21 protein-coding genes are annotated in these 24,126 nt (G+C 64.3%); 8 read left to right on the top strand and 13 right to left on the bottom strand.

From position 1 onward, the window contains the following. Positions 1-376: 376 nt before the first annotated feature. Positions 377-595, bottom strand: a complete 219-nt coding sequence (locus IVB36_RS05185; RefSeq protein ID WP_007612884.1) for a hypothetical protein — start codon at positions 593-595, stop codon at positions 377-379. A gap of 227 nt (positions 596-822) precedes the next feature. Here IVB36_RS05185 and IVB36_RS05180 point away from each other — a divergent pair, with 227 nt between their 5' ends. The 4 genes from IVB36_RS05180 (at position 823) to uraD (ending at position 3,435) form a co-directional block, all read left to right on the top strand. Next, positions 823-1,101 carry a hypothetical protein gene (locus IVB36_RS05180; RefSeq protein WP_018456703.1) on the top strand — a complete coding sequence of 93 codons (279 nt, stop codon included), beginning with the start codon at positions 823-825 and terminating at the stop codon, positions 1,099-1,101. A gap of 89 nt (positions 1,102-1,190) precedes the next feature. Next, positions 1,191-1,604: a DUF3830 family protein gene (locus tag IVB36_RS05175; protein ID WP_018456702.1), complete on the top strand. Its 414-nt coding sequence runs from the start codon at positions 1,191-1,193 to the stop codon at positions 1,602-1,604. Continuing rightward, on the top strand, positions 1,605-2,540 hold the full coding sequence (puuE, locus tag IVB36_RS05170; protein ID WP_018456701.1) for an allantoinase PuuE: 936 nt from the start codon (positions 1,605-1,607) through the stop codon (positions 2,538-2,540). Between the two features lie 7 nt (positions 2,541-2,547). Continuing rightward, positions 2,548-3,435: a 2-oxo-4-hydroxy-4-carboxy-5-ureidoimidazoline decarboxylase gene (gene uraD / locus IVB36_RS05165; protein ID WP_018456700.1), complete on the top strand. Its 888-nt coding sequence runs from the start codon at positions 2,548-2,550 to the stop codon at positions 3,433-3,435. On the opposite strand, the gene IVB36_RS05160 is transcribed toward uraD, so the two are convergent. Together IVB36_RS05160 and IVB36_RS05155 are read right to left on the bottom strand one after the other, a co-directional pair. Further along, positions 3,432-6,158, bottom strand: a complete 2,727-nt coding sequence (locus IVB36_RS05160; protein WP_247390839.1) for a molybdopterin-dependent oxidoreductase — start codon at positions 6,156-6,158, stop codon at positions 3,432-3,434. The two genes, uraD and IVB36_RS05160, sit on opposite strands and share 4 nt — an antisense overlap. Continuing rightward, entirely contained in the window at positions 6,155-6,982 is an 828-nt protein-coding gene (locus tag IVB36_RS05155) for an FAD binding domain-containing protein (protein ID WP_247390837.1), read from the bottom strand. The genes IVB36_RS05160 and IVB36_RS05155 overlap by 4 nt, the downstream gene beginning before the upstream one ends. A gap of 153 nt (positions 6,983-7,135) precedes the next feature. Between IVB36_RS05155 and IVB36_RS05150 the strand changes: the two genes are divergently transcribed. Next, complete coding sequence (locus IVB36_RS05150; protein WP_247338199.1) at positions 7,136-8,485, top strand: 8-oxoguanine deaminase; 1,350 nt, start codon at positions 7,136-7,138, stop codon at positions 8,483-8,485. A gap of 112 nt (positions 8,486-8,597) precedes the next feature. Here IVB36_RS05150 and IVB36_RS05145 read toward each other — a convergent pair whose 3' ends face one another. From IVB36_RS05145 to IVB36_RS05130, 4 genes are all read right to left on the bottom strand, one after another. Then, a complete protein-coding gene (locus tag IVB36_RS05145; RefSeq protein ID WP_026233223.1) occupies positions 8,598-9,674 on the bottom strand; it encodes a BMP family ABC transporter substrate-binding protein in 1,077 nt (358 codons plus the stop codon). Between the two features lie 78 nt (positions 9,675-9,752). Next, positions 9,753-10,670 (bottom strand): ABC transporter permease, encoded by a 918-nt coding sequence (locus IVB36_RS05140; RefSeq protein ID WP_247390827.1) that lies wholly within the window; start codon positions 10,668-10,670, stop codon positions 9,753-9,755. After that, positions 10,657-11,748, bottom strand: a complete 1,092-nt coding sequence (locus IVB36_RS05135; RefSeq protein ID WP_247390826.1) for an ABC transporter permease — start codon at positions 11,746-11,748, stop codon at positions 10,657-10,659. The genes IVB36_RS05140 and IVB36_RS05135 overlap by 14 nt, the downstream gene beginning before the upstream one ends. After that, complete coding sequence (locus IVB36_RS05130) at positions 11,732-13,303, bottom strand: ABC transporter ATP-binding protein (RefSeq protein WP_247390825.1); 1,572 nt, start codon at positions 13,301-13,303, stop codon at positions 11,732-11,734. Before IVB36_RS05130 ends, IVB36_RS05135 begins: the two co-directional genes overlap by 17 nt. Before the next feature lie 572 nt (positions 13,304-13,875). On the opposite strand from IVB36_RS05130, the gene IVB36_RS05125 reads away from it, so the two are divergent. Continuing rightward, entirely contained in the window at positions 13,876-14,985 is a 1,110-nt protein-coding gene (locus IVB36_RS05125) for a hypothetical protein (protein ID WP_204511921.1), read from the top strand. A 132-nt stretch (positions 14,986-15,117) separates the two neighbouring features. Here IVB36_RS05125 and IVB36_RS05120 read toward each other — a convergent pair whose 3' ends face one another. Genes IVB36_RS05120 through IVB36_RS05095 form a run of 6 tightly spaced genes read right to left on the bottom strand, consistent with a single transcriptional unit; the run spans position 15,118 to position 20,990 of the window. Beyond that, positions 15,118-15,603 carry a nucleoside deaminase gene (locus IVB36_RS05120; RefSeq protein ID WP_204511920.1) on the bottom strand — a complete coding sequence of 162 codons (486 nt, stop codon included), beginning with the start codon at positions 15,601-15,603 and terminating at the stop codon, positions 15,118-15,120. A 13-nt stretch (positions 15,604-15,616) separates the two neighbouring features. Beyond that, positions 15,617-17,149, bottom strand: coding sequence for an ABC transporter ATP-binding protein (locus tag IVB36_RS05115; RefSeq protein ID WP_247390824.1), 1,533 nt, complete (start codon positions 17,147-17,149; stop codon positions 15,617-15,619). Beyond that, positions 17,146-17,829 carry an isochorismatase family cysteine hydrolase gene (locus IVB36_RS05110; RefSeq protein ID WP_018456689.1) on the bottom strand — a complete coding sequence of 228 codons (684 nt, stop codon included), beginning with the start codon at positions 17,827-17,829 and terminating at the stop codon, positions 17,146-17,148. The genes IVB36_RS05115 and IVB36_RS05110 overlap by 4 nt, the downstream gene beginning before the upstream one ends. An 11-nt stretch (positions 17,830-17,840) precedes the next feature. After that, positions 17,841-18,767: an ABC transporter permease gene (locus IVB36_RS05105; RefSeq protein ID WP_247390823.1), complete on the bottom strand. Its 927-nt coding sequence runs from the start codon at positions 18,765-18,767 to the stop codon at positions 17,841-17,843. Between the two features lies 1 nt (position 18,768). Continuing rightward, positions 18,769-19,881 carry an ABC transporter permease gene (locus tag IVB36_RS05100; RefSeq protein ID WP_247375636.1) on the bottom strand — a complete coding sequence of 371 codons (1,113 nt, stop codon included), beginning with the start codon at positions 19,879-19,881 and terminating at the stop codon, positions 18,769-18,771. Next, positions 19,878-20,990: a BMP family ABC transporter substrate-binding protein gene (locus IVB36_RS05095; protein ID WP_085350628.1), complete on the bottom strand. Its 1,113-nt coding sequence runs from the start codon at positions 20,988-20,990 to the stop codon at positions 19,878-19,880. The genes IVB36_RS05100 and IVB36_RS05095 overlap by 4 nt, the downstream gene beginning before the upstream one ends. A 405-nt stretch (positions 20,991-21,395) precedes the next feature. Here IVB36_RS05095 and IVB36_RS05090 point away from each other — a divergent pair, with 405 nt between their 5' ends. After that, on the top strand, positions 21,396-22,655 hold the full coding sequence (locus IVB36_RS05090; RefSeq protein WP_247390822.1) for an allantoate amidohydrolase: 1,260 nt from the start codon (positions 21,396-21,398) through the stop codon (positions 22,653-22,655). Positions 22,656-22,752: 97 nt separating this feature from the next. Then, on the top strand, positions 22,753-24,126 hold the full coding sequence (locus IVB36_RS05085; protein WP_247390821.1) for a hypothetical protein: 1,374 nt from the start codon (positions 22,753-22,755) through the stop codon (positions 24,124-24,126).

The following is a 24,126-nucleotide window of genomic DNA, read 5'->3' as shown; positions in this document are numbered from 1 at the left end:
GCCGTCCAACCATCGCGCAGGGAAGGCCGAGTGATTGGCTACACCTGTATGCTGCTGTGCGGTTTTCCTGCGTGTGCTTTTCGCGCAGCGGACCGCGGGTGCCAGCCGGCACCCGGCCTTCCCTGCGCCCTCTTGGACAAGAGGGTGGAGCGATCAAGCAAAGCTCGGGCGAAATCAGCCGCGAGAACGCGAAGCTGTGTCTGCAAGTAAAAATGCGAGCTGGAAGAGTGGCGCTGCCGCCTCATACTCCGTCATTGCGATCGCAGCGAGCGATCCAGAAATGCATCCGTGGAAGATGTCTGGATTGCTTCGTCGCAAGAGCTCCTCGCAATGACGACGTGGAGGCAGTTTCGCTGATCGCGCTAGGCTTCCGGCATCACCGTCCCGCTGGTGCAGACATCGCGCCGTTGGAATAGCGGGACCAGTCGGGCCCGGTCGGCTGCGACGGCCAGAGCGCGGCGTTGGAGTCGCGCACCGACTGGGTGATGGGATGGGGCTGCGCCTTGCGGACATGACGGCGGTCGTTCGCCGCGGCAGTCTGGATGGTGGCGGCGGCAATCAGCGTCGCGCCGAGAATGATGAAAGTCTTTTGCATTGTTTCTTTCTCCCGTGACGACGCCCGGCTGTGAGATGTGTGTTTTGTGTGTCGCCGTCGCGGCTGACAAGGCGACGCGCCCGGCCGATATCACCGCTCGCGACATCACATTGGGGCGAGCCAATTTTCTAGCCTCGGCTAAATATTCGGCAATCGCGACCGGTGGCACCGGTGGACTTGCCTGCTCCAATCCGGTTCAATGGGCCAAATCTGGTTTTCAGGCGACAATGATGTCGAAATATCTGCTGGTCCTTCTGCTGATCGCCTCGCCGGCCGTGGCGCAGGTCAAGCTGACCCCAAAAACATCGGCGGCGCATCCGGACCCCTGCGCGCCGATCGGGCGGACCGCGGACGGCAAGCTGGTCTACTCCATGAAATGCGAGAATTTGCCTGTGCCGCCTCCGTCGCCGCAGGCGGAACTGAGGGAGGCGCCGCAGCCCGCCGCCGAGCCGGAGCCCGAGACGCGGCGGAGTGGCGTTTTCGGCTGGTCCTACGACCGCAGGTAACGGGCCGCGCCCCTTGCGCGAAGCCCGACGGAGTGCTCTTTGCCTGAAAATTCCCCGTGGGGCCACCGCCCCCGATCCAGAGAGATGAGATGACCAAACTCGTTATCCGCGCCGGCGACTTCACCTTCGATGCTCGTTTCGAGGAGCAAGCGGCCCCGAAGACTGTCGCCGCGTTCCGCAAGGCGCTGCCGTTCGAAAGCCACATCATCCACGTGCGCTGGAGCGGCGAGGGGGTGTGGATGCCGCTCGGCGACTTGGACTTCGGTGTCGGTTACGAGAACCATACCAGTTATCCCGCGCCCGGCCAGATCATCCTCTATCCCGGCGGCATCAGCGAGACCGAGATCCTGATGGCCTATGGCGGCGTGCACTTCGCGAGCAAGATGGGCCAACTCGCCGGCAACCATTTCATCACGCTGACCTCTGGCCTGCAGAATCTGGCGACGCTCGGCAAGAGCGTGCTGTGGAAGGGCGCGCTGCCGATCCGCTTCGAGGAAGTCTGAGTGACTGGTGCCCGCTACCCGCGCGATCTCCGCGGTTACGGCCGCAACCCGCCGCACCCGCAATGGCCCGGCAACGCGCGGGTCGCGGTGCAGTTCGTCGTCAATTTCGAGGAGGGCGGCGAAAACAACATCCTACATGGCGACCCGGCCTCGGAAGCGTTTCTGTCCGACGTGCTCGGCGCACAGCCTTGGCCCGGCCAGCGCCACGCCAATATCGAATCGATGTTCGAGTATGGCTCGCGCGCCGGCTTCTGGCGGCTCTGGCGGATGTTCAGCGAGCGGAAGTGGCCGACTACCGTGTTCGGCGTCGCCACAGCGCTGAAGCGCAATCCGGAAATCGTAGCTGCCATGAAGGAAGCGGGCTGGGACATCGCCAGCCACAGCCTGAAGTGGATCGAGCACAAGGACATGACCGAGGCGCAGGAGCGCGCGGAGATCGCGGAAGCGATCCGCGTCCACACTGCGGCGACCGGCTCGCGGCCGCTCGGCTGGTACACCGGACGCTCCTCGATCAACACCAACCGTCTGTTGATGGAGGAGGGCGGCTTCCTCTATCTCTGCGATTCCTACGCCGACGATCTGCCCTATTGGGTCAAGGGCGCCAGCGGCAAGCAGCTCATCATTCCCTATACGCTTGACGCCAACGACATGCGCTTCATCAATCCGCAAGGCTTTGCCGAAGGCGAGCAGTTCTTCACCTATCTGAAGGATGCTTTCGACGTGCTCTATGCCGAAGGCGAGAGCGCGCCGAAGATGATGTCGGTCGGCCTGCATTGTCGTCTCGCCGGCCGCCCCGGCCGCGCGGCGGGGCTGATCCGCTTCCTCGACTATATCGGCAAGCACGAGCGCGTCTGGGTGCCGACACGGTTGCAGATCGCCCAGCATTGGCACGACAAGCATGCGGGCCTTGCCGACGATGCTTTCGAGATCGGATAGGGCAGCAATGTCACAGATCGCCTTGTCTGATCTCAATGCCGCGAGCTTCGATGATTTCGTGGCCGTACTTGAAAACGTGGTCGAGTACTCGCCTTGGATTGCCCAAGAAGCGGCGGCGCGCCGTCCGTTTGCCGGCATCAATTCACTGCTCGACGCGATCAAGGCGGCGATCGCTAGCGCTGAGCCCGAGGTGCAGCTGGCGTTGATACGCGCGCATCCCGACCTCGCGAACAAGACCCAGCGCGCAGCGGGACTCACGCCTGACTCGACTGCCGAGCAGAGCAGCGCTGGTCTAGACCGTCTGTCGGACACCGAATATGCGGCCTTCGAGCGGGCGAACAATGCGTATCGCGAAAAATTCGGTATCCCCTATATCGTCTGTGCGCGCCGGCACACCAAGGACTCCATTCTGCGTGACTTCGAGTCGCGACTGCAGAACATTGCCAAGACCGAGACACGCCGCGCGCTCGAGGAAATCTCCCGCATCGCTGCGCTGCGGCTGGACCAGCTCGTCAGTGCTGACGACAAGCTGAAAGTGCACGGCCGGCTCTCGACCCATGTGCTGGACAACCACGCCGGCAAGCCCGCATCGGGCATTCCGGTCGAGCTGGTCGAGCTCGCGAACCTCGGCGAGAGCCGCGTGATTGCGCGCGCGGTGACCAACGCGGACGGCCGCACCGACCAGCCGCTGATTGGCGGCCGCCCGCTGCCGATCGGCCGCTACGAGCTCCGGTTTAGCGTCGCCAAATATTACGCCGAGCGCAACGTGCAGCTCACCGACCCGCCGTTCCTCGACGAGATCCCGCTACGCTTTGCGATCAGCGAGCCGGAAAGCCACTATCACGTGCCGTTGCTCGTCACGCCGTGGAGCTATTCAACCTATCGCGGCAGTTAATTGCCGAACTTCTCGTGCAGCGCCGGAAACAGCCGGTCCGGCTTGTAGGGCGGCGCCGTGAAGCGGATGCCGGTGGCATCGGCAATCGCGTTGCCGAGCGCGGCGGCGACCGGATTGTACGGACTCTCGCTCATCGACTTCGCCCCCAGCGGGCCGATCGTGTCGGAGGTCTCGGCGAAGAAGACCTCGGTGCGGGGGACATCGGCGAAAGAGGGCAGGTGATAGTCGCGAAATTTGGGGTTGGCGACGCGCCCGTCCGCGTCGATCACCATCTCCTCGTAGAGCGCGGCACCGAGCGCCTGCGCGACACCGCCTTCGACCTGGCCGCGGCATTGCATGGGATTGGCGACGACGCCGGCGTCCGCCGCATGCACGCTCCTGAGAATCCGGAGCTCGCCGGTGCCCTTGTTCACGGCGACGCGAAAGCCCTGCACGTTGAAGCCGACCGAACGCGGCGTCCCGCCGGAATTGCCGGCGCCTGCCAACGGCTGTCCGCGCTCGCGCGCGAGCTTTGCCAGCTCGACAAAGGACATGCGCCGTACGCCACTGACGACGGCCTCGCTCTCGAGCGTGCAGCTGCCGACTTCGCAGAGCCATGCGCCGGCGGCGGCCGCCTTCAGCTCGGTTGCGAGCTGCACGGCTGCCGCATGCGTCGCCTTCCCGGCGACGAACATGCCGGCGCTGCCATAGGCGCCGGTGTCGTGGCCGCCATGGGCGGTGTCGGACTGGCGCAGGCGGATCCGGTCGACGGTGGTCGCAAGCGTGGTCGCCGCGATCTGCCGGTGCACGGTGCTGGTGCCGTTGCCGAATTCGGCGGTGCCGACGGTGAGGTCGAAGCTGGCGTCGTCGTTGAGGGTGACCATCGCGTCCGCGAGATGGCCCGCCGGGGGCACCGTGTCGATCATGGTCAGCGCGACGCCGTCGCCGATCAGCCACTCCGGCGACAGGTCCGGCTGCGGGCCATCAGCCTGCATCGCGCGCTCGACGAGGTCGAGGCACCGGTCGAGCCCGTAGGAGCCGTAGAGCACGTCGTGGAATTCCGACGGCGGTGGCGACAGCATGGGGTCGCCGGGCTTGACGACGTTGCGCCGCCGCATCTCGTAAGGGCTGATGCCGAGCTGCTTGGCCAGTTCGTCGATCGCGGCCTCGACCGCGATCAGTGTTTGCGGCAAGCCATAACCGCGAAAGGCGCCTGCCGGTACCGTATTGGTGTAGACCGCGTAGCCGTCGACCCGCTTGTTCGGGCAATTGTAGACGCTGATGGATTCGGCCAGCGAGTGGAACATCACGGGTCCGGCGTGATTGCCGTAGGCGCCGGTGTTGGAGAGGACGTCGAGCTGAAGCGCGGTGAGCTTGCCGTCCGCGTCGGCACCGGCCTTGACGTGGACCCGCATCGGGTGCCGCGTCGACGTCGCGACGAACTGCTCCTCGCGGGTGAGCTCCAGCTTCACCGGCCGTCCGGTCTTGAGCGCGGCGAGCGCCAGAATGTCCTCGACGAACATCTCCTGCTTGCCTCCAAAGCCGCCGCCGACGCGCTCGCAGAAGACGCGAACCTTGTCCATGGGAAGCTCGAAGATATCAGACAGCGCGCGCCGGGTCAGGAACGGCACCTGCGTCGAGGTGCGAACGTTGAGCACGCCGGAAGCATCGAGCCAGGCGAGGCCGCCATGGGTTTCCAGCGCGGCATGCTGCACACGATGGCTATGGAAGGTGCCCTCGAAGGTGACGGCGGATGTCACGAGCGCAGCCGCCACGTCGCCGAATTCGCCATGCATCTCCGCAGCGAGATTGCGCTGGGCGTCGGCGACGCGGTTCGCGGTAGTGCGATCGGGATGAATGACGGGTGCACCCGGCGCCATCGCCTGCTCCGGATCGACCAGCGCGGACAAAATCTCGTAACTGACCTTCAGCCGGCGGCATGCGTCCTCCGCGGCGGCTTCGCTGTCTGCGACGACTGCGGCGACCTTCTGGCCGATGAAGCGGACGATTTCGTCGAGAACACGAGTGTCCTCGGGATCCATCCAGTCCTTCTCATGCCGCGCGGTCGAGATCAGGATGGTGGGCGCATCCTCATGCGTCAGCACCGCGTGCACGCCGGGAACGTTCAGTGCTTCCGACTTGTCGATCGCGACGATCCTCGCGTGGGCATGGGGCGAACGGAGCAGCTTGATATGCAGCAAGCCGTCAATCTGCGTGTCGAACGTGTAGCGCGCCTTGCCGCGCACGACATCGGGGCCAGCTGGCGCCGGCAGGCTGCGGCCGAATGCGGCGCCAGCCTCGATGCTCTCCTCGATATTGGTCTTGCCGAGCAACGCATCCTCGATCGAACGATACCCGGTGCAGCGGCAGATATTGCCCTTCAGCGCGACGCCGAGATCGGTGCGCTGCGCCTGGTTCAGCGAGGCGCAGGTCAGGATCATTCCGGCGGTGCAGAAGCCGCATTGAAAGCCCTGTGCATCGAGGAAAGCCTGCTGCATCGGATGCGCGCCGCCGTCTCCGCCGAGACCTTCGATTGTGGTGACGGCGCGCCCCTCGGCGCGAAACGCCGGGATCAGGCAGCTGTGCACGGGCTCGCCGTCCAGCAGCACGGTGCAGGCGCCGCAATCGCCGGCGTCGCAACCCTTCTTCACGCCGAAATGGCCGAGCTCGCGCAGGAACGTGCGCAGGCACTGGCCCGCGCGGGGGCTCTGCGAAAACGGCTTGCCGTTGACCTCGAAGCTCATGACGGCGGTGTCCCGAGGAGTTCGTCGCGGATCTCTTCGGCAAGCCGCAGTGACATGTGCTTGCGCCAGAGCGGCTTGCCGTGGATGTCGGTGTGGTACAGATCGTCCGTGATCTGCTGTGCGATGGCCTCGCGAAGCGCTTTCGCGTTGGGCGGCTTGGGGAAGAACAACCGGATCGGCCGCACCGTCGATGCGGTGACTGTGAGCGTCAGCGTGCCATCGGCATCCAGACTGCCGATCACCAGCGCCGCCGAGCGGCCGACCGGCGCCAGTGAGATCTGGCGAAAGGCCGTACGACGCTTCAGCGCGGCGATCGGAATATCGATCTGCCGGAGCAGATCCCCCGGCGCCAGACGGTTGAGCTGGTTGCCGGCGACGAAGTCGAAGACGGGCATCATCTGTTCGCCGCCGCCGGCCTTCCAGATGGTGCAGATGCCCTCCAGCGCAGCGGTGAGCGAGATCATCGGTCCCGCCGGCAGCGACATGCAGAGATTGCCGCCAACCGTCGCCGTCTTCCATATCTTGAACGAAGCAAGGAAGGCGCGGCAGCACTGGTTGATCAGCGGTGCTGCGAACCAGTCGGGTGGGCAGGCGAATCCGTCGAGCTGCGCAACGGTGCAGGTGGCCGCGATGCTGAAATGGCTCTCGGTGACCGTTAGCGCTGGCCATTTGAGGTCGGTGAGATCAATGAGCCGAGTCAGGTGAATTTGCGGTTCCGAGAACAGCCAGGTGCCGCCCGCGAGCCATGCATCACCTGGCGTCCAAACGGGCAGCTGCGCGCGCGTTTGCGGATGGGCAACCGCTGTGATGGTATTCAAGTCCATGGCGACGCCAACGCTTCCAACGAGTGAATCGAGCCAAGGGAAAGTCTTGCAAGACGAGCGCCAAGTCGCAACAACAAGTCGCAGCAAAAGCGCAATCAGGCCGGCACCTGCCTTGCATGCGTGTCGTGAGCGGATGTGAGGAGGAGCAGATTCATGAGCGACGCAAAGCCGATCTGGATCAGGGATCCCCTGGCCGTCCTCGCCGATGGCGCCGAGCGCGGCGTCGTGGTGCAGGACGGCCGGATCGTCGAGCTGGTGCCGGCCGGCGGCGCGCCCGCAACCGTTGACGTCGCGGTGTTCGATGCTGGCGACCACGTCGTGCTGCCGGGCCTCATCAACACCCATCACCATTTCTACCAGACGCTGACGCGGGCGCTACCCGCGGCGATGGACCGCGAGTTGTTTCCCTGGCTCCAGGCGCTCTATCCGGTGTGGGCGAAGCTGACGCCGGAACGGCTGCAGCTCGGCGTCACCGTGGCGATGTCCGAGCTGCTGCTCTCGGGCTGCACCACGACGACGGATCATCACTACGTCTTCCCGGCGGGGCTCGAGGAGTCCGTCGACATCGAGGTCGAGGTCGCAAAGCGGCTCGGCGTGCGCGTGCTGCTCACGCGCGGCTCGATGAACCTGTCGCAGCGCGACGGCGGTCTGCCGCCCGATAGCGTCGTACAGGATGAGGACACCATCCTCGCGGACAGCGCGCGCGTTGTGGCGAAATATCATCAGCGCGGTGCTGATGCGATGGTGCAGATCGCGCTGGCGCCGTGCTCGCCGTTCTCGGTGACGACGTCCCTAATGCGCGCCACCGCCGATCTCGCCGACAAGCTCGACGTACGTCTGCACACCCATCTCGCCGAGACCGAGGACGAGAACAAATTCTGCCAGGAGATGTTTGGCTGCCGTCCGCTCGACTATCTCGAACAATGTGGCTGGCTCAATGCACGGACGTGGCTCGCCCATGGCATCTTCTTCAATGCAGACGAGATGAAGCGGCTAGGCAAGGCGAAGACGACGATCAGTCATTGCGCCTGCAGCAACCAGCTCCTGGCCTCCGGCTGCTGTCCCGTCTGCGAGATGGAGGAGGCCGGTGTCGGCATCGGCATCGGCGTCGATGGCTCGGCCTCGAACGACGGATCGAACCTGATGCAGGAGGTGCGGGCCGCGTTCCTGCTGCAACGGGCGCGCTACGGGGTGACGAAGGTCAGTCACAGGGATGCGCTGCGCTGGGCCACCAAGGGCTCGGCGGCCTGCGTCGGCCGGCCGGAACTTGGCGAGATCGCCATCGGCAAGGCGGCCGATCTCGCGCTGTTCAGGCTCGACGAGCTCCGCTTCTCCGGCCATGGCGATCCCCTGGCTGCACTGGTGCTGTGTGGGGCGCATCGGGCCGACAGGGTGATGGTGGCGGGAAAATGGGCCGTGATCGACGGCGCGATCCCCGGCCTTGATGTGGCAGACCTCATCCACCGCCACAGTTCAGCGGCGCGGGCCATGCAGGCGGGATAGTATCCAGGCGAAGATAGAAAGAGGGGGCGACCACAAGTGCCGGGTGCTTCTGGCCACCCCCTCCGAACCTCCTCCGGGAGGAGCAGGTGATTTAGGCGATGCAAGAAGCGTGCTACTTGCCCGGCAGTTTGTCGTCGATGCCTTTGACATAGAAATTCATGCCGAGGATCTGGCCGTCGTCGAGATTGGCGCCGCCCTTGCACTCGACCTCCTTGCCGTCCTGCCCAAGGACCGGGCACTTGAACGGATGCAGCTTGCCCGCGGTGATCGCCGCCTGGGCATCCTCGGCGATCTTCTTCACGTCGTCAGGCATATTGGTGTAGGGCGCCATCGCGAACATGTGGCTGTCGAGGCCGCCCCATGTGTCCTCGGATTTCCAGGTTCCGTCGAGCTCGGCCTTGACCCGGGCGATGTAGTAGGGACCCCAGGTATCGAGGATCGAGGTCAGCTGGGTCTTCGGCCCGAACTTGATCATCTCGGAATCCTGGCCGAAGGCGAGCTTGCCGCGTTCGCTGGCGATCTGCATTGCCGCCGGCGAATCCGTGTGCTGCATGATGATGTCGGCGCCCTGGTCGATCAGCGCCTTGGCGGCGTCGGCTTCCTTGCCTGGGTCGAACCAGGTGTTGGCCCAGATGATCTTGACCTTGATGTTCGGATTGATGGTCTGCGCGGCGAGGATCGTCGCGTTGATGCCGGAGACGACCTCGGGAATCGGGAACGAGCCGATATAGCCGAGCACGCCGGACTTCGACATCTTGGCCGCGATCAGGCCCTGGATGTAGCGGCCCTGGTACCATTTGGCCGAATAAGTCGACATGTTCGGGTTGCGCTTGTATCCGGTCGCGTGCTCGAAATGCACGTTCGGATATTTCTTCGCGACCTTCAGCGTCGGATCCATGTAGCCGAACGAGGTGGTGAAGATCAGCTTGTTGCCGGCGCGGACGAGCTGCTCGATGGAGCGCTCGGCGTCGGGGCCTTCAGGCACGTTTTCGAGGAAAGTGGTCTCGATCTTGTCGCCGAGCTCCTTCACCAGCGCCTGGCGTGCCAGCTCATGCTGATAGGTCCAGCCGAGGTCACCGACCGGGCCGAGGTAGATAAACCCGACTTTCAGCTTGTCGGCGGCGGAGGCTGCACCGACGCTCCCGGCAAGCAAGAGCCCGGCGGCCAGCGCAAGAAGTGATTTCCTCATCATCAATCTCCAAACATCAGGGGAAAGCCATGATCCGCAACGTGCGCGCCCCATCGCGCACGGTGCGGAGATGAAACGCTAGCGGTCAGGCACGAACACGGTGCCAAGCGCAGCCGGTGCGGTCGATCCACCCGTGCGCGCGCGGGAGAGCAGGACCAAGACGATGACAGTCGAAAGATAAGGCAGCGCCGACATCAACTGCGAGGGAATGCCGACGCCCCAGCCCTGCGCGTGCAGCTGCAGGATCGTCACCGCGCCGAACAGATACGCGCCGACCACGAGGCGGCCCGGCCGCCAGGACGAGAACACCACCAGCGCCAGCGCGATCCAGCCGCGGCCTGCGGTCATGCCCGGAATGAAGAAGGGCGTATAGGCGAGCGGCAGATAAGCGCCGGCAAGTCCTGCGCAGGCGCCGCCGAACATCACCGCTAAGGTGCGGATGCGCAGCACGGGATAGCCGAGCGCATGCGCAGACACGTGGTTGTCGCCGCAGGCGCGCAGGATCAATCCCGGCCGCGTACGGTACAGGAACCACCAGACGCCGATGACCAGCGCCAGCGAGAAATAGACGAAGGCGTCCTCGCCGAACAACACGCGGCCAACCAGCGGAATATCCGTGAGACCGGGAATGTTGAGATGCAGCGCCGGCGTGATGCGCTCGCCGACGAAGCCAGCGCCGATCAGGCCGGAGAGTCCGACACCCAGGATGGTCAGCGCCAGCCCTGTCGCAACCTGGTTGACCGCAAGCCCGAGCGCCATCAGTGCGAAGACCAGTGATATCAACGTGCCGGCGACGATGCCGAACAGTGCGCCGATAAAGATCGAGCCGGTCAACCACGCACCTGCAAAGCCACATGCGGCGCCGACGATCATCATGCCCTCGACGCCGAGATTGAGCACACCGGAGCGCTCGGTCACGAGCTCGCCGGTCGCCGCGATCAGGAGCGGCGTCGAGGCGGCGAGCACCGCGAGGATGATGGCTTCAATGAGTTCCACGAGCCACCTGTCGGTTCGGGAAAACCAGCTTGAAGCGGTAGAGGATGAGGGAATCGCAGGCGAGCACGTAGAACAGCAGGATGCCCTGAAAAACCTTTGTCACGTCCAACGGGATCTTCATCGCGATCTGCGCCTGCTCGCCGCCGATAAAGGTCAACGCGAGAAAAAGGCCTGCAATTAATATTCCAAGGGGGTTCAACCGGCCGAGAAAGGCGACGATGATCGCCGTAAAACCGTAACCCGGCGAGATGCCGGGCTGGAGATGCCCGACCGGACCCGCGACCTCGATGATGCCGGCGAGGCCGGCCAGCGCGCCCGAGAGGGCGAAGGTCAGGATGATCAACTGGTTGGAATTGAAGCCGCCGAACCGCGCGGCGCGCGGCGCCGCACCGACCACGCGAATCTCGAATCCCTTGATGGTGCGCCCGAGCAGGATCGCCAGCGCCGCGACAACGAGAAGGGCGATGATCGAGCCGAGATGCAGCCGGCCGCCTTCGATCAGCAGCGGCACCGTTGCGACCGGGTCGAACTCGGCGGTGGTCGGGAAATTGAAACCGTGCGGATCGCGCCAGGGGCCGCGCACGAGATAGTCGAGGAAGAGATCGGCCACATACACCAGCATCAGGCTGGTCAGGATTTCGCTGGCGCCGAACTTCACCTTGCAGATTGCTGGGATCAGTGCGTAGAGCGCGCCTGCGGCGGCGGCGAGCACGAGCATGACCGGCAGCACCCAGACACCGGCGTCGGTGCCCTGCGTCTTCACCGCAATCCAGCTTCCGGCGACTGCACCGATCAGGAACTGCCCTTCGGCGCCGATGTTCCAGGCATTGGCGAGATAGCAGAGCGACAGCCCGATCGCGATCATCACCAGCGGTGTCGCCTTCACCGCGATTTCCTGGAGCGAATAGCTGTCGGTCCAAGGCGCGACGAAATAGGCGTGCAGCGCGAGCAGCGGATTTTTGCCGAGGATCGCGAACAGGATGACCATGGTCACGATCGTGAGGCCGATCGCGATCAGCGGCGAGATCAGCGCGATCGCGTTGGAGCGTTCGGCGCGCTTCTCAAGCACCAACTGCATGCGCGGCCTCCTTCGGCTCCAGCGTGCTGCCGCCCATCAACAGGCCTAGTTTTTCGCGCGTCGCCTCGCTGGTGGCGAGCGGTGCGGACAGATGGCCATGGAACATCACGGCGATGCGGTCGGCGATTTCCGCGAGCTCGTCGAGGTCCTGGCTGGTGACGAGCACGGCGGCGCCTGCGGTTGCGAGATCAAGCAGCGCCTGTCGGATGACGGCGGCAGCGCCAGCGTCGACGCCCCAGGTCGGCTGGCTCACCACCAGCACCGCGGGATTGCGCAGGATCTCGCGTCCCACGATGAATTTCTGCAGATTGCCGCCGGAGAGGGATGCTGCTTCCGGATCGCGCTTGGCCTTGCGGACGTCGAAGGTCTCGGTTGCGCGGTCAACCGTCTTCAGGGTGGCGGCAGTATCGATGAAGCCGTGATGGACCATGCCGCTGGCGGCGTGCCCGGTGAGAAGCGCATTCTCGGAAAGCTTCATGCGCGGCGCGGTGCCGTGGCCGAGCCGCTCCTCCGGAACGAATGCCGCGCCGAGCTTGCGGCGCTGCGTGATCGAGAGATGGCCGGCAGCAAGGCCTTCGATGACGATCGTGCCGGGATCCTTCGACAGGCGTTCGCCGGACAGCGCGGCGAAAAGTTCGTCCTGGCCGTTGCCGGCGACCCCGGCGATCCCGAGGATCTCGCCGCCTTTCAGCTCGAACGAGATGTGCTCGAGCCGCACGCCATGCGCCTCGCCAGGGGCGAGCGAGAGGTCGTTGACGACGAGACGCGGCACCGTGGTCTGCCGGCCGGCGGCCGCCTTCACCTCCTTGATCTCACCGCCGACCATCATGCGCGCGAGCGAAGCGGCGGTCTCAAGCCTGGGATTGCAGGTCTCCACCTTCTTGCCGCCGCGCAGGATCGTTGCCGTGTCGCACAGGCGCTTCACCTCCTCGAGCTTGTGGCTGATGTAGAGGATGGCGCGACCTTCGGCCTTGAGCCGCTCCAGCACGACGAAGAGCTGGTCGGCTTCCTGTGGCGTCAGCACCGCGGTGGGCTCGTCAAGGATCAGGAATTGCGGATCCTGCATCAGCGCGCGGACGATCTCGATGCGCTGGCGCTCGCCGACCGACAATTGCCAGACCTCGCGTTTGGGGTCGAGCGGCAGACCATAAGTCTTCGACACCTGCTCAAGCCGCGCCGACATGTCCTTGAAGGATTCTCTTCCGTCGAGGCCGAGCGCGACGTTCTCGGCGACGGTGAGATTGTCGAACAACGAGAAATGCTGGAACACCATGCCGATGCCGCGGCTGCGCGCTTCCGAGGGACCGGACAGCACGATCGGCTGGCCCTGCCAGAAAATCTGGCCAGCGCTGGGCTGGATCAGCCCGTAGATCGCCTTGACCAGCGTCGACTTGCCGGCGCCGTTCTCGCCCAGCAGCGCGTGGATTTCCGTTGGCCAGATATCGATGTCGATGGCATCGTTGGCGAGGAAATCGCCATAGCGCTTGGTGAGCCCGACCGTCCTGAGGAGCGGGGACTCGCCGGAATGCAGGCTCTTAGCCGTGGGATCCAACATTCGCTGATGCGCTTGCATGGGGTGAAGTGCCTCAATACTGGGCTAGTTTGAACCGCCGCGTAAGGTGTGAAAAAGCGTCATCCCTTGCTCAACGCTTCGGCAGGCAGGAGGTGTCGGCGAGTCTCGGCTCTCGCCGGCGGCGATCGTCCTCAGACACCTTCCGAGCAGCCTTTGCAGTCCCGGCTTGCGTGTGACGCCTGTTGCAAATTTGTGACGGCTCAAGCCAAATCGGAACCCGCTATGCAGGCTTGGCGTGAAGTTAAGCAGAGACGCGCCAGCACGCGTATGCATTTGCGAACACCGCGACAGTAGCTTCCACCCGTCTTGTTTGCCTTGTCCGGTCGAGATGAAAAGGCGAACGAAATCAAATGGGGATATCCGGCAATGGGTCGCTCTCGGCCGACGGCGTGGCGGTGAGGTTGGCCTTCCAAATCGGCCGGTGAACGCCGCGCCCTGTGCAAACAAGCGGCATGCCTTGAAACAAGTTGAGGCTTCTCACTCCGGGAGATCGGCGCAAGTGTCGCACCCAAGGGACGTTCATTTTTACGTGTCCAAACTTGGGGGTATTCAGGATGTCGTTTCGTTTCAAGGCAATTGCAGCAGGCGCGCTGTCACTTGCTACGGTTGCTACCGGTAGCCTGGCTCAGGCGGCGGATCTGCCGGTCAAGGCTGCCAAGAAGGCGGCCGACCTTCCGTTCTTCCTGGTGATCGACGACCGCGTCACCTACTCCTACATCTTCAATGCCTCGCAGCCCGGTGCGTTCACCAACACCAACGGCGTGATCAACGCCAAGACGACGAAGCAGGTCTACTCCTTCACCCACTTCGATGCCTGGACCTACGGCACCAACTTCTTCACCATCTCGATGTTCAAGTCGGACCACAATGATCCGGCCGGCCCGTGTACCGCCACAGGCGTGGTCGTTTCGCCGGCTGCGGGCTTCGCTGCGACGCCGACGAGCTGTGCCGGCGCGACAGAAATCTACGGTCTTTTCCGCTCGACCTTCGGCTGGAACGAGATCTTCAACACCAAGGCCTTCACGCAGGGCCCGCTGCACAATATCTCGTTCGAGATTGGCATGGATGCCAACACGGAGAACCGGTATTTCGGCGCCGCCAAGCGCGACGTTGTCGCCGGTCTGCAGTTCGCCTTCGATCTCCCCTATAAGGGCTACTTCAACGTCGCGCCGCTGGTGTATTGGGAGTTCGCCAACCACAACTCCTTCTCGCAGTGCGGCGCCGGTTGGTCCGCTCCGTGTATTGCTGACGGCAACACATCGTTCAAGCCGACCTGGGCGATCGAAACCAACTACTATATGGACCTCGGCTTCCTGCCGCAGAACATGCAGTATTTCTCGATCAGCGGCCGAGCGGCGTGGTACGGCAAGAAGGGCACCGACACTGAGCCGCTTCCCGCCAGCGTCGCCAACGGCGTCTATCCCACCAAGGTCGAGTTCAACTCCGAGCCGATCCGCCTGACCCTCGATGCCTCGAAGGCAGTGTGGGGTGAGAAGTACTCGCACTTCGTGGACGTCTGGGTCGCCTACCGGTATTGGCAGAACAAGTTCGGCCTCGATCACAACAACGCCGTGGCCTGCACCACCCTGGCCGGCGGCGCGAGGGTGAGCACAGGCTCCTGCACCGAGTCCTCGCTCTACTCCGGTGTCACTGTGAAATTCTAGCCACCTGACACGCTTCAGGTGAACGACGATGGCGCCGCGTCAAACCTCCGCGGCGTCATCTTCGTTTGTGGGCAGGAGGGTCGGGGATGAGCCGTAGGCGCAATCCGCTCTACGTAATTGAATTGGTGTTTGCTACTTCGTCCACACGCCGTCGTGCAGCGCTTCGGCCTCGTCTTCGAGCAGCGGCCCCGCAACCTCTGTCGGCCGCTGGCCGCTGGCAAAGACTTTGCGACAGGGCAAGTCGAGCGTCGGGTTCTCCGGATGATCGCCGGTGATGCCGCGCAGGCGGTGCTCGCTGAGGCCATAGACGACACGGCCGATGCCGGCCCAGTAGATCGCGCCGGCGCACATCGCGCAGGGCTCGGCGGAGGAATAGAGCGTGGCTCTCGCCAACACCTCGCGGCCAAGCGTGCGGCAGGCCTGCGTGGCGGCGAGGCGCTCGGCATGCGCGGTGCCGTCGTGATCCGGCATGTAGCCGTTCTCGGCCTCGATCAGGACCTTGCCCTCGGCATCGACCACGATGCAGCCGAAGGGATGGTTGCCGTGCGTGAGGGAACGGCGGGCGACCGCGAAGGAAAGGCGGAGGAAGTGCTCGTCACGCTCGGACCCGCCGCTCATCGCTCTTCCCTGGTCAATGCCCCGCCATGTGCCGGCCGACCACCGTGAGATCGGCTTCGCTGGTCCGTGCTTCATACACGAATTCGCCGTGGAACATCACCACCAGCCGATCGGAGAGTTCAAGGAGTTCGTCGAGGTCCTCGCTGACCAACAGCACCGCGGCGCCGCGGTTGCGCGCGGCCATGATCTCGGCATGGATTTGCGCCACCGCCGCGAAATCGAGCCCGAAGCAGGGATTGGCCGCGATCAGCACCTCGACGTCGCCGCCGAGCTCACGGGCCAGCACGGCGCGCTGGACATTGCCGCCCGACAGCGCCGAGATCGGCGTGTCGGGCGTGCGGGTCTTGATCTTGTACTGGCCGATCTTCTTCCTGGCGTCGACGCGAAAGGCACCGCGGTTGAGCCACCAGCCGAGGCTAGCGAAAGGCGCGCGGTCGAATTCGCGGAAGGCGATGTTGTCGGCGACGCTCATGCCGCCGACACAGGCGTTCTTCAGCGGCTCCTCCGGCAGGAGTGACATATTGTGCCGCCGCATCTCCTCGCGGCTGGCGTGATAGGGATCGCCGGCGACGCGGATCTCGCCACTCTCAGCGCCGCGCTGCCCGGCCAGCACCTCGACGAGCTGGCGCTGGCCGTTGCCGGAGACGCCGGCGATGCCGACGATCTCGCCGGCACGGACCGTAAGGGAGACGTCGTGCACGGCGATGGCGCCGGCGTCGTCGCGCGCGCGCATCTTCGCCAGCTCCAGCCTCGCCTTGCCGGCCTCACCGGTGCGCGGCGGCTGTAGCGTCAGCTCCTCGGCGCCGATCATGGTGCGCGCCATGGCGTCCGGCGTCAGTTCGGACACCTTGCCGGCGCCGGCGAGCTTGCCGCGGCGCAGGATCGTGACGTCGTCGGCGAAGGCCATGACCTCGCGGAACTTGTGCGTGATCATCAGGATGGTCAGCTCGCCCTTGACGACCATGTCGCGGAGCATGCCAAGCACCTCGTCGGCTTCCGCCGGGGTCAGCACCGAGGTCGGCTCGTCCAGGATCAGGAAGCGACGCTTCAGGTAGAGCTGCTTGAGGATCTCGCATTTCTGGCGCTCGCCCGCGGAGATGTCGGAGACCTTTGCGCTGAGCGGTACCTTGAATGGCATGCGCGCGAGAAAGGCCTCGAGCTCCTTCATCTCTTTCGGCCAGTTCACGACAGCCGGCACGTCATCGCGCGCCAGCACCAGATTTTCGGCGACCGTCATCGCCGGCACCAGCGTGAAATGCTGGTAGACCATGCCGAGGCCGAGGGCGTGGGCGTCCTTCGGATTGCCGATCGCCTGCTCGCGCCCGCCGACGAGAATGTCACCCTCGGTGGCGTGGTAATAGCCCATAATGCATTTGACGAGCGTCGACTTGCCGGCGCCGTTCTCGCCGAGCAGCGCATGGAACGAACCCGGCCGCACTTTCAGCGCGACATTGTCCAGCGCCAGGAAATCACCGAAACGCATGCTCATGGCGATGGCATCGACGCCGAAGGCGCCCGATGGCGGCGACGTTTCGCCGACGATCACGAAATCGCTCCGATGAAGGCGTCGGCGGTCGAGACCGCGCCAAACACGCCACCCTGCATTTTGATCATCTTCAGCGCGTGCTCGTGGTTGCTCTTGTCGGTCGCACCGCAGCAGTCATGCAACAGCACGCATTCGAAGCCGCGGTCGTTGGCCTCTCGCATGGTGGTGTGAACGCAGACATCGGTGGTGATCCCAGTGAGCACGATGTTCTCGATGCCGCGCACGCGCAGGATCAGCTCCAGATCGGTGGCGCAGAACGAACCCTTGCCGGGCTTGTCGATGATGGGTTCGCCGGGCAGCGGCGCGAGCTCGGGGATGATGTCCCACCCGGGCTCGCCGCGCACCAGGATCCGGCCGCATGGGCCGGGATCGCCGATGCCGGCGCCGATCTGCCGGGAGCGCCAACGCTTGTTGGCAGGCAAATCCGAGAGATCGGGACGGTGGCCTTCGCGGGTATGGATGATGTGAAAGCCTTGAGCGCGCATTGCCGTCAGCAGTTTCTTGATCGGCTCGATCGGCGCCCGCGTCAGCGAGAGGTCATAGCCCATCTTGTCCACATAGCCGCCGACGCCGCAGAAATCGGTCTGCATGTCGATGATGATGAGCGCGGTATTCTCCGGACGCAGGTCGCCGTTATAGGGCCATGCATAGGGTTCGGACTTGATGGTGCGCTCGGGCATGATTTCGCTCTCTAGCGGGTGATCGACAATTCGGCCGGGGCTCCGGTCAACGTGCGTTTCGGCGAGCAGGTGATGATCATGATCGCCAGCGTCAGGAGGTAGGGGGCTGCGTTGAAGAGGTGGTAGCCGGAGGTGACGCCGACCGATTGCAACGCGGGTCCCAGCGCTGCGGCGCCACCGAAAGCGAGCGAGGCCCAGAGACACAGCAAGGGGTCCCAGCGCGCGAAGATCACGAGCGCCACGGCCGTGATGCCCTGGCCCGAGGACAGGCCCTCGTTCCAGCTTCCGGGATAGAACAGCGACAGGAAGGAGCCACCGATGCCGGCGAGGAAGCCGCCGACCATGGTCGCGCGCAAGCGGATCAACAGCACGGAGTGGCCCATCGCACGCGCGGCGTCCGAACTCTCGCCGGCGGTGCGGATCAGGAGGCCCCAGCGCGTGGTCCGGAAGGCCCAGTAGAGAGTTGGGGCGAGCGCGACACCAATCAGGAACAGCACGTTGACCCGTAGAACCGCGCGCACCTGTTGAATGTCGCTCCACCAGCCGAAATCGATCGCGGGCAGCCGCGGCGCGGTGGGCTCGATCAGCGGCTTGCCGAGATAGAAGGCAAGCCCGGTGCCGAACAGCATCAAGGCGATGCCAACCGCAATGTCGTTGACCCGCGGCAACGAGCAGATGCCGGCATGCAGCGCGCCCAGAAGCGCGCCGGTGATGCCAGCGGCGAGCACGCCGAGCCACGGCGATCCCGTAAGGTAGGAAATCCCGTAGGCGCTCATCGCGCCCATTACCAGCGTGCCTTCGAGGCCGAGATTGATGCGGCCGGAGCGCTCGGTGATGCATTCGCCCAGGCTCACGAACAGGAACGGGGTCGAGACTCGAATGGCGCCGCCGAGCACGGCGAGCGGGACGGTCCAGAGTCCGATCGAGCCGTCTGCCATCTCAGGACTTTCCCTTCAGAAACCCGATGCGGCCGTAGAGCGCATCGCTGGCCAGCACGAAGACGAAGATGATGCCTTGCAGCACCAGCACGGATGCATCCGGCAATCCGAGGCGGCGCTGCAACAGCCCGCCGCTGGCGCTGATACCACCGAGCAGGATCGCGACGGGGATAATGGCGAGCGGATTTTGCCGCGCCAGGAAGGCGACGAGAATCCCTGTGAAGCCGTAGCCTGCGGCGAGATTCGCGTTGGTGCGCCCCTGCACCGCGGCGACCTCGACCATGCCTGCAAGGCCCGCGGCGCCGCCGGCGAGGAAGCAGACGATCAGGATCAGCTTGCTGACATTGAGACCGACGATCTTCGCAGCGCGGATGTTGCCGCCGGCAACACGCGCGGCGAAGCCAAACACAGTGTGATAGATCAGGATATAGGCGGCGAACGCGGCGATCAGGCCGAACACGAGACCCCAATGCACATCGGTGCCGGGGATCGATCCGATCATGTTGGCCGCGCCGATCTCGCGGGTCGACGGCTTGTTCAGGCTGCCGGGGTCGCGCATTGCGCCTTCGACGAGATGGTTGAGGACCGCGAGCGCGATATAGACGAGCAGCAGGCTCGAGATCGTTTCGTTGACGCCGCGATATTGCCGTAGCGCGCCCGAAAGCATGACCCAGAGGCCGCCGCCGATCACGCCGGCGACGACCATGGCGATCTGCACGATGAGTGGCGGCATGCCCTGAAGCACCAGTGCTGCGCTGGTTGCCGACAGCGCGCCGATCAGGAGTGCGCCTTCGCCGCCGATGATAACCATGCCGAGCTGCGCGGGCAGCGCCGTGCAGAGTGCGGTAAGGATCAGCGGCGCCGCGCGCGTCAACGTGTTCTGCCATGAGAACCAGGTGCCGAACGCGCCGTAGTACATGTAGAAATAGAGGTCGAGCGGGCTCTTGCCGAACATTGCGACGAAGATGCCGAAGACCCCGAGCGCGCCGGCCAGCGCCGCGCCCGGGATCAGGATATATTCGATCGCTCCGCCGTGACGCTGGAGGAATCCCGGATCGGCGGCCGGGGCAACGGTCCCGACCGCTTCAGCGAGATCTGCAGCTTCCGTCGTCACGAAGTCGCCCCGACCACGCCCTCCACGAGATAGTCCATCTTCTCGAGTTCGGGATCCTTCTGGCCGCGATCGGTGCCGGCCGCGATCACCGTCTTGCCCTTGTTGTCGACCAGCCCTCCCTTGAAGATGGCGTAGCCGTCACCGGACAAGAACTTGGCCTTGACGTCGTCGGCGTGCTTGCGCGCCTCGGCGGAGACCGCTTCGCCATAGGGCGAGGTCTTGACGATCTCCTCCTTGAGGCCGCCGCGATAGAAGTTCGGAATGCTCTCGCCGGCGGCGATCATCTTGACGAACTTGGGGTACAGCGCTTCCCAGTTCCACTCGGCGCCCGTGAGATACGCTTTTGGCGCGAGCGGCGACTGGTTGACGTGATAACCGCACACCATGGCGCCTCGACGCGCGGCGTTCTCGACCATAGTCTTGGGACCATCGACATGGCAGGTGAGGACGTCGACGCCCTGATCGATCAGGCTGTTGGTGGCCTCGGCTTCCTTGACCGGCATCGACCAGTCACCAGTGAAGATCACTTGCGTGGTGGCCTTGGGATTGGCAAGCCTCGCGCCGAGCGCGAATGCGTTGATGTTGCGCAGCACCTGCGGGATCGGTTTCGCGGCGACGAAGCCGAGCTTGCCGCTCTTGGAGCTATAGCCGGCGACGATGCCCGAGATGTATTGGGCTTCATCGATGTAGCCGAAATAGCTGCCGGCGTTTTTCGGGTCCTTGTCGCTCCACAGGCCGCCGCAGTGCTCGAAGTGCAGCTTCGGGAATTTGTTGGCCATCTTGACCATGTGAGGATTGTAGTAGCCGAACGAGGTCGGGAAGAGCAGGGTGGCGCCGTCGAGATTGATCATGGACTCGATCGTCTTCTCGACCGCGTCGGTCTCCGGCACCTTCTCTTCTTCCACGACTTTGAGGCCGGGAATCTTCTTCAGCGCCGCCGCGCCCTGCGCATGCGCCTGGTTGTAGCCATAGTCGTCCCGCGAGCCGACGTAGATGAATCCGATGGTGGTCTCGGCCGCGAAGGCCGGACGAATGCCCGTCGCCGCACCGAGGGTGACGGCCGCGCCGCCCTGCAACAAATGACGTCGTGAGATCCTGCCAAATTCCATTGCTTGCTCCCTTTGGCGGATGCACCGCCTCATCTCGCGCTGCGCCGGTCTGGCGGAGCCCGGGATAGATTGTCGCAAGCTTCGTGCCAGAGGCTACCGAGGGAGGATTTTCACTTAAGTTATTGAGAGTAATTTGCTATTTTCGGTGATCCGAGCTTGATCAGGAAAGTAGCAGATGAAAATATAGGCATTATTTTATAATTGTATGCAATGGAGTTAAGCAGTCTTAACCGGCTTGGACATGTGCATGACGAGGGTCGGGGTGGTCTGCCGGCAACCGCATTCATGCTAACCACGCGCTGATCGGAACGATGTCGACAGCGTGATTTCGCTGGCACCGAACTTGAATCGATTGCCGCCAGGACCGCCGTCGCCGCGGTCCCAAGAGATGGAAAGCCCGCCGAGATGGCTGCTGGTACCGCCGTTCATAATGGTTCGCTCGGCGAAGAGATCGTGCGAAGAATCAACGAGCTCGCGGCGATCTCGGAAGAAGGCGACAAGCTCACCCGCATCTATCTGACCGGCGAGTTGCGCAAGGCCGCGGACCTCATCCTGAGCTGGATGCGCGACGCCGGCATGAGCGCGCGTCTCGACGCGATCGGCAATGTCTGCGGGCGCTACGAAGGGGAGCGGCCGGGCGCGCTCTGCCTGATGCTCGGCTCGCACTACGACACCGTGCGCGATGCCGGCAAATGGGACGGGCCGTTGGGCGTGATCACGGCGATCGCCTGCGTCGCCGATCTCAACCGCCGCGGCAAGCGCCTGCCGTTCGCGATCGAAATCGTCGGTTTTGCGGATGAGGAAGGGGTGCGCTTTGCCTCGACTCTGCTCGGCAGCCGCGCCGTGGCCGGCACTTTTGACGAAAGCGTCCTCAACACACGCGACAGCGATGGCGTCGCGATGCGCGATGCGCTGGTGCAGTTCGGGCTCGACCCCGATCATATCGGCGCGGCCGCGCGGGCCCGGCGCGAGCTGCTTGCCTATCTCGAGCTGCACATCGAGCAGGGGCCGGTGCTGGAAACGCAAAACCTCCCCGTCGGAGTTGTCACTGCGATCGCGGGCGCGACAAGGCTTGCCGCGCGGCTGACCGGCATGGGGGGGCACGCAGGCACGGTGCCGATGGCACTCCGGCGCGATGCGTTGGCGGGCGCGGCCGAATGCATCGGTGCGATCGAGCAGTTTTGCCGCACCGACGAGGGTGGGCTGGTCGGCACCGTCGGCTACATCCAGGCGAGGCCCGGCGCAACCAACGTCATTCCGGGCGAGGTGTCGTTCACCATCGATATGCGGGCGCCGACCGACATGCACCGCAAGCGCGCGGTCGCCGATGTCGTGAGGCAGATCGAGGCCATCGCAAAGCGCCGCCAATTGACACTTCAGCTCGACGTCACCCACGAGAACCGCACCGCGCCCTGCGCGCCCTGGCTCAAGGAGCAGATCGCGCAGGCGATCAAAGCGGAAGGTTTTTCCGTGTTCGAGCTGCCGAGCGGGGCGGGGCATGACGGCATGGCCATGATCGACATTGCCGACGTCGGCATGATCTTCGTTCGCTGCCGCGGCGGAATCAGCCATCACCCCGACGAGCATGTCGAGCTCGCCGATGCCGACGCCGGCGCGCGAGTGTTGCTGGGGCTGATCGAGAATTTTCGGCCGCGGCAAGGGTAAATGGGCTCCTCACGTCACCGGCTAGAGATAAGAATCAGACAGGTCTAGCGTCGTAACGGCGTCCCGCCGGACCACGAGACAACATTCGACGGCGCGTATGAACAGCGGCATCTCTTTTCCATCCCATGGCGAAAACCGATTTTACCAGGGTATGGCGGCGACCTTCGTTGCCAGCGCGCTTCAGGCGGTGAACTTTCTGGGTGATCGATTCCTGAGGAAGTCGCATCATCCGTTCACGGCTATCGAGGACCTTTACCGGCACTCGATGGACAGTGCTTTTGCGGTATCTGAGTCCTTTCTCGTTACGGGCGCGCCGCACGCTTCTGCGTACTATCCGCGCGACTTTGCCTGGTTCTATCCCGACATCCTCGATCCCGACACTATCCTGGATTCGCAGGATGCGGTGCGCCGGGCTCGTCTGCTCGAAAAGAGCGTCCGCCTGCTGCTGGAAGCGGTTCGCGCCAACGTCGTCACGACGACGATCGTCCCGGCGGGGCGCGCCCGGTATCTCGGCGTGAACTATTTCTCGCGCCCTTCGGATACGCTGCTCGGCATTCTGGCCGGCCTGCGGCAGATGATCTCTGCCGAGGAGAGAGCGTCGTCCTATCTGGCGATGTCGCAATGCGTGCATGCCGGTCGCCTGCTGCTGGCCGAATATTGCGGTGATCTGAACCGCGCGATCCTCCAGCTCGCAAGCGAGCTCGAGCCGTTCAATGATGATGGCTCTACGTATTTGCTGTGCGATGCCAGTGCTCCGCGCTCTGCGGCAACGGACACGCGCGCCGAGCGCAGGCGTTTCGTCACCAATGCCTGCGTCTACACGACATTCGTGTGGGGCGTGCGGCTTGGAATCGTCGACGAGAACGAGCTGAAGCGGCGGCTCGGACGCGACCTGGCGCAGTACAAGGGGGACCTGCTCCGCCTGTTCGGCAAGGGTGGCTATATCAGGCATTCCCTGGATGGCCCCACGCGCTCGCCGGTGTCCTCGGTCGCGCTGGATTTCGTCAGTGTGCATCGCGGCTTCTGGGATATGAACGAGCCGGCCGAGCGCGCGCTGTTCGCAGCCACGGCGGATCTGATCCTTGCGGAGCCGCGCTTTCGCATCCCCGGCACATTCCACTTCCTGGTGTCCGCGGATAATCCGCGGAACAAGATGATCCACAAGATCGCGGCTCCCGCCTATCAGGGACGTTCCTCCTGGCCGACGTTCAACGTCGAATTCGCGGATCGCATGCTGGACTATGATGAATTCTCGTGCAGCGATACCTACCGTTCCTGCGCCCAGGGAATTCTGAAGGACATTCGCACCGCAACCGAAGTCCACGGCGGCTATCAGGAACTGATCTCGGAGCGGGGCCTGAAGTATCGCACCTGGGCCTACAAGGGTGCCGTGGCCCACTCCTGGTTTCCGCGTTTCCTCTCTGTCTGGAGGAGGGCGCATGGAACGCCGCTCCTCCATTGGAATGACTGA

Source organism: Bradyrhizobium sp. 35, from assembly GCF_023073215.1.
Classification (GTDB): domain Bacteria; phylum Pseudomonadota; class Alphaproteobacteria; order Rhizobiales; family Xanthobacteraceae; genus Bradyrhizobium; species Bradyrhizobium canariense_D.
The sequence above is the reverse complement of the archived record's forward strand: the minus strand, read 5'-3'. Positions and strand labels throughout refer to the sequence as shown.

Coding starts and splice junctions, on each gene's coding strand:
- IVB36_RS05185 (WP_007612884.1), bottom strand. CDS start 595: ATGCAAAAGACTTTCATCATTCTCGGCGCGACGCTGATTGCCGCCGCC.
- IVB36_RS05180 (WP_018456703.1), top strand. CDS start 823: ATGATGTCGAAATATCTGCTGGTCCTTCTGCTGATCGCCTCGCCGGCC.
- IVB36_RS05175 (WP_018456702.1), top strand. CDS start 1,191: ATGACCAAACTCGTTATCCGCGCCGGCGACTTCACCTTCGATGCTCGT.
- uraD (WP_018456700.1), top strand. CDS start 2,548: ATGTCACAGATCGCCTTGTCTGATCTCAATGCCGCGAGCTTCGATGAT.
- IVB36_RS05160 (WP_247390839.1), bottom strand. CDS start 6,158: ATGAGCTTCGAGGTCAACGGCAAGCCGTTTTCGCAGAGCCCCCGCGCG.
- IVB36_RS05155 (WP_247390837.1), bottom strand. CDS start 6,982: ATGGACTTGAATACCATCACAGCGGTTGCCCATCCGCAAACGCGCGCG.
- IVB36_RS05150 (WP_247338199.1), top strand. CDS start 7,136: ATGAGCGACGCAAAGCCGATCTGGATCAGGGATCCCCTGGCCGTCCTC.
- IVB36_RS05145 (WP_026233223.1), bottom strand. CDS start 9,674: ATGAGGAAATCACTTCTTGCGCTGGCCGCCGGGCTCTTGCTTGCCGGG.
- IVB36_RS05135 (WP_247390826.1), bottom strand. CDS start 11,748: ATGCAGTTGGTGCTTGAGAAGCGCGCCGAACGCTCCAACGCGATCGCG.
- IVB36_RS05130 (WP_247390825.1), bottom strand. CDS start 13,303: ATGTTGGATCCCACGGCTAAGAGCCTGCATTCCGGCGAGTCCCCGCTC.
- IVB36_RS05125 (WP_204511921.1), top strand. CDS start 13,876: ATGTCGTTTCGTTTCAAGGCAATTGCAGCAGGCGCGCTGTCACTTGCT.
- IVB36_RS05120 (WP_204511920.1), bottom strand. CDS start 15,603: ATGAGCGGCGGGTCCGAGCGTGACGAGCACTTCCTCCGCCTTTCCTTC.
- IVB36_RS05110 (WP_018456689.1), bottom strand. CDS start 17,829: ATGCCCGAGCGCACCATCAAGTCCGAACCCTATGCATGGCCCTATAAC.
- IVB36_RS05105 (WP_247390823.1), bottom strand. CDS start 18,767: ATGGCAGACGGCTCGATCGGACTCTGGACCGTCCCGCTCGCCGTGCTC.
- IVB36_RS05095 (WP_085350628.1), bottom strand. CDS start 20,990: ATGGAATTTGGCAGGATCTCACGACGTCATTTGTTGCAGGGCGGCGCG.
- IVB36_RS05090 (WP_247390822.1), top strand. CDS start 21,396: ATGGCTGCTGGTACCGCCGTTCATAATGGTTCGCTCGGCGAAGAGATC.
- IVB36_RS05085 (WP_247390821.1), top strand. CDS start 22,753: ATGAACAGCGGCATCTCTTTTCCATCCCATGGCGAAAACCGATTTTAC.